Origin of the sequence: Actinophytocola sp. (genome assembly GCF_036002505.1) — a bacterium.
In the GTDB taxonomy this organism is placed as follows: domain Bacteria; phylum Actinomycetota; class Actinomycetes; order Mycobacteriales; family Pseudonocardiaceae; genus DASYTH01.
The window spans coordinates 1-4,039 of the sequence record NZ_DASYTH010000338.1; the positions used below are offsets into that span (position 1 = coordinate 1).

5 protein-coding genes are annotated in these 4,039 nt (G+C 68.6%); 1 reads left to right on the forward strand and 4 read right to left on the reverse strand.

The genetic code is table 11. The annotated features are described in order from the left end of the window. Window positions 1-307 precede the first annotated feature (307 nt). The 4 genes from VGR06_RS29670 to VGR06_RS29685 all read right to left on the reverse strand — a co-directional run bounded on the left by VGR06_RS29670 (window position 308) and on the right by VGR06_RS29685 (window position 3,744). Complete coding sequence (locus VGR06_RS29670; protein ID WP_327562458.1) at window positions 308-2,410, reverse strand: recombinase family protein; 2,103 nt, start codon at window positions 2,408-2,410, stop codon at window positions 308-310. A 45-nt stretch (window positions 2,411-2,455) separates the two neighbouring features. Beyond that, window positions 2,456-2,806 carry a hypothetical protein gene (locus VGR06_RS29675; protein ID WP_327562459.1) on the reverse strand — a complete coding sequence of 117 codons (351 nt, stop codon included), beginning with the start codon at window positions 2,804-2,806 and terminating at the stop codon, window positions 2,456-2,458. Window position 2,807: 1 nt separating this feature from the next. Then, window positions 2,808-3,287 carry a helix-turn-helix domain-containing protein gene (locus VGR06_RS29680; RefSeq protein ID WP_327562460.1) on the reverse strand — a complete coding sequence of 160 codons (480 nt, stop codon included), beginning with the start codon at window positions 3,285-3,287 and terminating at the stop codon, window positions 2,808-2,810. 178 nt (window positions 3,288-3,465) lie between these two features. Continuing rightward, window positions 3,466-3,744: a DUF5372 family protein gene (locus tag VGR06_RS29685; protein WP_327562461.1), complete on the reverse strand. Its 279-nt coding sequence runs from the start codon at window positions 3,742-3,744 to the stop codon at window positions 3,466-3,468. Window positions 3,745-3,818: 74 nt separating this feature from the next. Here VGR06_RS29685 and VGR06_RS29690 point away from each other — a divergent pair. Further along, on the forward strand, window positions 3,819-4,039 hold a 221-nt coding region (locus tag VGR06_RS29690; RefSeq protein WP_327562462.1), incomplete at its 3' end, for an integrase core domain-containing protein.

A 4,039-nucleotide genomic window follows, 5' to 3' on the forward strand; every position in this document is an offset into this window, starting at 1 on the left:
GACCCTAGCGTGTGACTTCTTCACCGTGGAGACGGTAGGCCTGACCAGGCTGTACGTGCTCTTCGTGATCGAGGTGCAGCGTCGCCGGGTACATCTCGCCGGGATCACGGGCCACCCCACCGGCGCCTGGGTGACTCAGGCCGCCCGCAACCTGCTGATGGACCTCGACGAGCACGCCGACCGGTTCCGGTTCCTGATCCGGGACCGGGACGCCAAGTTCACCGCCGCCGTCGACGCGGTATTCGCCGCGGCCGGGATCGAGGTGGTGAAGATTCCGCCGCGGGCGCCGAAGGCCAAACCGTTGGTTTCACACTGCACCTCTTTGGTTCGTTGCGATGGGTTGGGGTGTTTGCGCTGGCCGGCGCTTGGTGAGCGCTGGGTGTCCTTGGTGGCGGGTCGGGGGGTTGGGGCCGGGCGGGTCGTAGAGCATCTGGCCGTGGTCGTTGAAGCGGTGGCCGTTGACGAGGCCGGCGTCGCGCCAGGTTTTGACCGTGCCAGTGGACACGTTGAGGGCGGCGGCCATCTCGGTCAGGGTGAGCAGACCGGCCTCGCGCAGGCGTTGCTCGCGGCTGGGTAGCTGGTAGTTGCGGGCGATGCGGGCGACGGTCAGTTTGTGGAATGGGCGGCCCTCGCCGCTGGTCAGGCCGCGGTTGTTGAGGATGTCGGCGATCTCGGTGTGGGTGTGGTGGCCGAGCAGGTCGTCAACGGCGGCGACAACGTGGGGTGGGGTTTTTCGTAGCAGCCAGGCTGGTTTGAGGGTGGGCAGGGTCAGGGTGTGGTTCTGGCCGCCGGGTAGCCGCACGTGGCAGGTGATGGTGTCGGCGGTTTTGGTCACGGTGACATCGGTCAGGAGCAGGCGAGCCATGCGTTTGCGCTCGCGGTGAGGCGTGCGCGGGTCGTTGAAGATGGCGGGGAAATCGGTGACCAGTTGGCGGATGCGGGCCTGCTGCGCGTCGGTGAGCGTCCCGGTGGCGGTGTTGGTGGCTTGGTCGTAGGTGTCTTGGGCGTCGCGGTGAGCGCGGAGGGCGTTGTTCCAGTCGGCTTCGAGGGTGTCGGCGACCAGCCGGTTGGCGGGGTCGACGGCGAGGTAGCGGCGGCGGGCCAGGTCGGCGTGGTAGCGGGCACGTTCGACGGCGGCGGCGCGGAGTTGATCGGCTTGGTGGGCTCGGTGTTCGAGTTCGGCGGTGACGGTGAGCGCGGCTTCGACGGTCAGCGGGGTGAGGGTGTCGATGAGCAGGGCGCCGATGGCGGAGTCGATGCCGGCACCGGGGATGGTCTGGCAGTCGGGACCGGCGTTTTCGACCTTGTCGTGTTGGCAGACGTAGGTGGGTAGTTCGGCTCCGTCGCGGGCGAGGTGGTAGCGCACGGTCATGCGCCGTCCGCATCGGCCGCAGACGATGATGCCTTGTAGCAGGGCTGGTCCTTCGCGGGGCGGCCCGGCTTTGCGGTCGGTGCCGCGGGCGGCGGCGCATTCGGCCAGCCGGGCCTGGTTGGCGTCGAAGGCGGCGAGGGTGATGTAGCCGGGGTGGGCGGCGGGGATGAAGGCGATCTGTTCGTGGCGGGCGGTGACCGGCCGGGTGTGGGTCTTGTGGTTGGGGCCGAGGATCTGGCGGTGTCGGCCGAAGCTGAACACGCCGGCGTAGCGGGGGTTGTGCAGCACGCGCAGGACGGCGGAGTGGGTCAGCGGCGCCCAGTCCAGTTCTCCTTTGTGAGGGCCATTGCGGTGGCGGCGGGGAAACAGCAGCCCGGCGTTGGTGAATGTCTTGAGGACTGCGTGCGCGGATCCGGTGGCGTCGAAGGTGGCGAACAGGTGGGTGATGGCGTGTTGGACGGCCCGGTCGGGGTCGAGGACTACCTTGCCGAGCCCGTCGTAGGCCAGACCGACCGGCAGTGGGGTGATGAGTTCCCCGCGGCGGGCTTTGTTCAGGATGCCGCCGCGCAGCCGCGAGCGCAGGAAATGCAGTTCCGCTTCGCTGAGTTGACCTTTCATGCCGAGCAGCATGCGGTCGTTGAAGTCGGTCGGGTCGTAGAGGCCGTCCTCGTCGCAGATCAGCGTGCCGGACAGCCCGCAGATCTCGAGCAGGCGGTGCCAGTCGGCGTTGTTTCTGGCCAGGCGCGAGCATTCCAGGCCGAGCACGATCCCGGCCCGGCCCATGCCGACCTCGGCGACGAGGCGCTGGAACCCTTCCCGGTCGGCTGCCGACGCGCCGGAGTGGCCCTGGTCGATGTCGATGACGGTGACCTGCTCGGCGCTCCAGCCCAGGGCGATGGCCCGGCTTTTCAGGTCGTATTGGCGCAGGGCGGATTCGGTGTTGTTGAGTACCTGTTTGATCGTTGACTGGCGGACATAGAGGTAGGCCTGTCTGCGCAGATGGGCGGCGGTCACCTTGGAGGGCGAGTTTGCGGGCAAGGGCGCGGGCTCCTTTCTCGTCGTCGTGGGTGGTCAGCAGGGCCATTAGGTCGACACGAGGGTGAGGGCCGCGAGGATGTTGACAAGCTCGCGGGTCAACGCGGCGCAGGGAAGCGGGGGCGCGTGAGTCGCTGCGGGGGTCGGTGCGGTCGGGGTAGGGGTGAGTTCGGCGAGGACGTGTGTCCACGCGGTGAGGCCTTGGCGGGTTAACACGGCCAGACCGAGCGGGAACGCCTCGGCACGGGCGTGCAGGGCGGCGTGGCGCAGGTGCTCGTAGCGGGCAGCCGACCCGGCACCGGGGGCGTGGGCCTGGCCGGGATCGCGGCGCAGGCCCGGTTGGCCGGCCGCGGGGCCAGGTGCTGGGTGTTGCGCCTGTCCGCTCGCCGGGTTGGACATGTCAGCCGCTTTTGGATCGCCGCGCTCGGCGCCGGGCCAGCGCCCGTTCGATCGAGCGGGCGTGCACCCGCACGCCGAAGGCGCGCTCGATCGCGCCGGAAAGGTCGGCGGACCGCAGGCCGGGGTCGGCGGCCAGCGCGTCCTCGGCGAACGCGCACACCTCGTCGGTGAGCTTGTGCGCGCCCTTGGGGCCCGGCTTGGCCGGTACCAGCCCGGGCAAGCCGCCGTGGTCGAGCGCGGCCGCGGCCTGGTAGTAGGACTGCCGCGACAGCCCGAACCCGGCGGCCGCGACGGTGACCGGCATATCCTCCTCGCGGACCGCCCGCACCATCTCGTACTTGACCTGCGCCAGATCCCTCGCGTCGAAGAAGTCCGAGGAGGCGAACCGCTCGTCGGTGACCGCCTCGGGGTGGGGGTTCAGGCAGCGTGTCTCGCGCAGCGCGACCACCTTGGGGTCTTCCGGACGCCTACTCCGAGGCACGCCGCCCTCCTTCACACTGACCTAATGTCAGTGTAATTCTGCCGAGGACAAGCCCAAGAAGAACCCAGACACGCCGAACGGTCCGCGAAAATCCGTTCAGTGTCAGCCCAGGGCTCTGACGGATCGGGCTCCCAGAGGCTGACGGCTCCCACGGTAAGCGGCATAATCGTAATGACATTCACGGCGTAATTTCCTTGACACGCTGATCGCGGTCCGGCTGGGAGCGCAGGCCGTCCAAGAGGGCGGCCAGCCCGACCAGGCCATCAAGGGTGAACGGGCACCGACCCGCCGCAATGACCGCGAACGGGTCCTCGCCCACCACGTCGGTCCAGCTCGCCGGAAGGGAGAACAGTCGGCCGTCCTCGGCCCGGCAGTAAATCCGATCCTCTCCCCAGTTGCGCCGATGAACGACGAACTCGAAGTCACGACCGAACAGCGGGTGGAACCGGTGGATCACCCGGACACGTCGGAACCGATCCTCCTCATCCGGTGTAGTTGAATGCGTGGTCCAACTCGTACGCGGAACGCTGGGTGCGTACGGTCCGTCGCGAGTGCCTTGACCGGATGCTGATCTACCACCCGCGGCACCTGCTGGCCGTCCTGGGCGAGTTCGTCACGCACTACAATGAGCACCGTCCCCACCAGAGCCGCGATCAACGCCCACCCGACGCCACGGACACCGGGTCAGCCCTCGTTGACCTCGCCTCGGCGCGGGTCCGTCGCAGGAAGATCCTCAACGGGCTAATCAACGA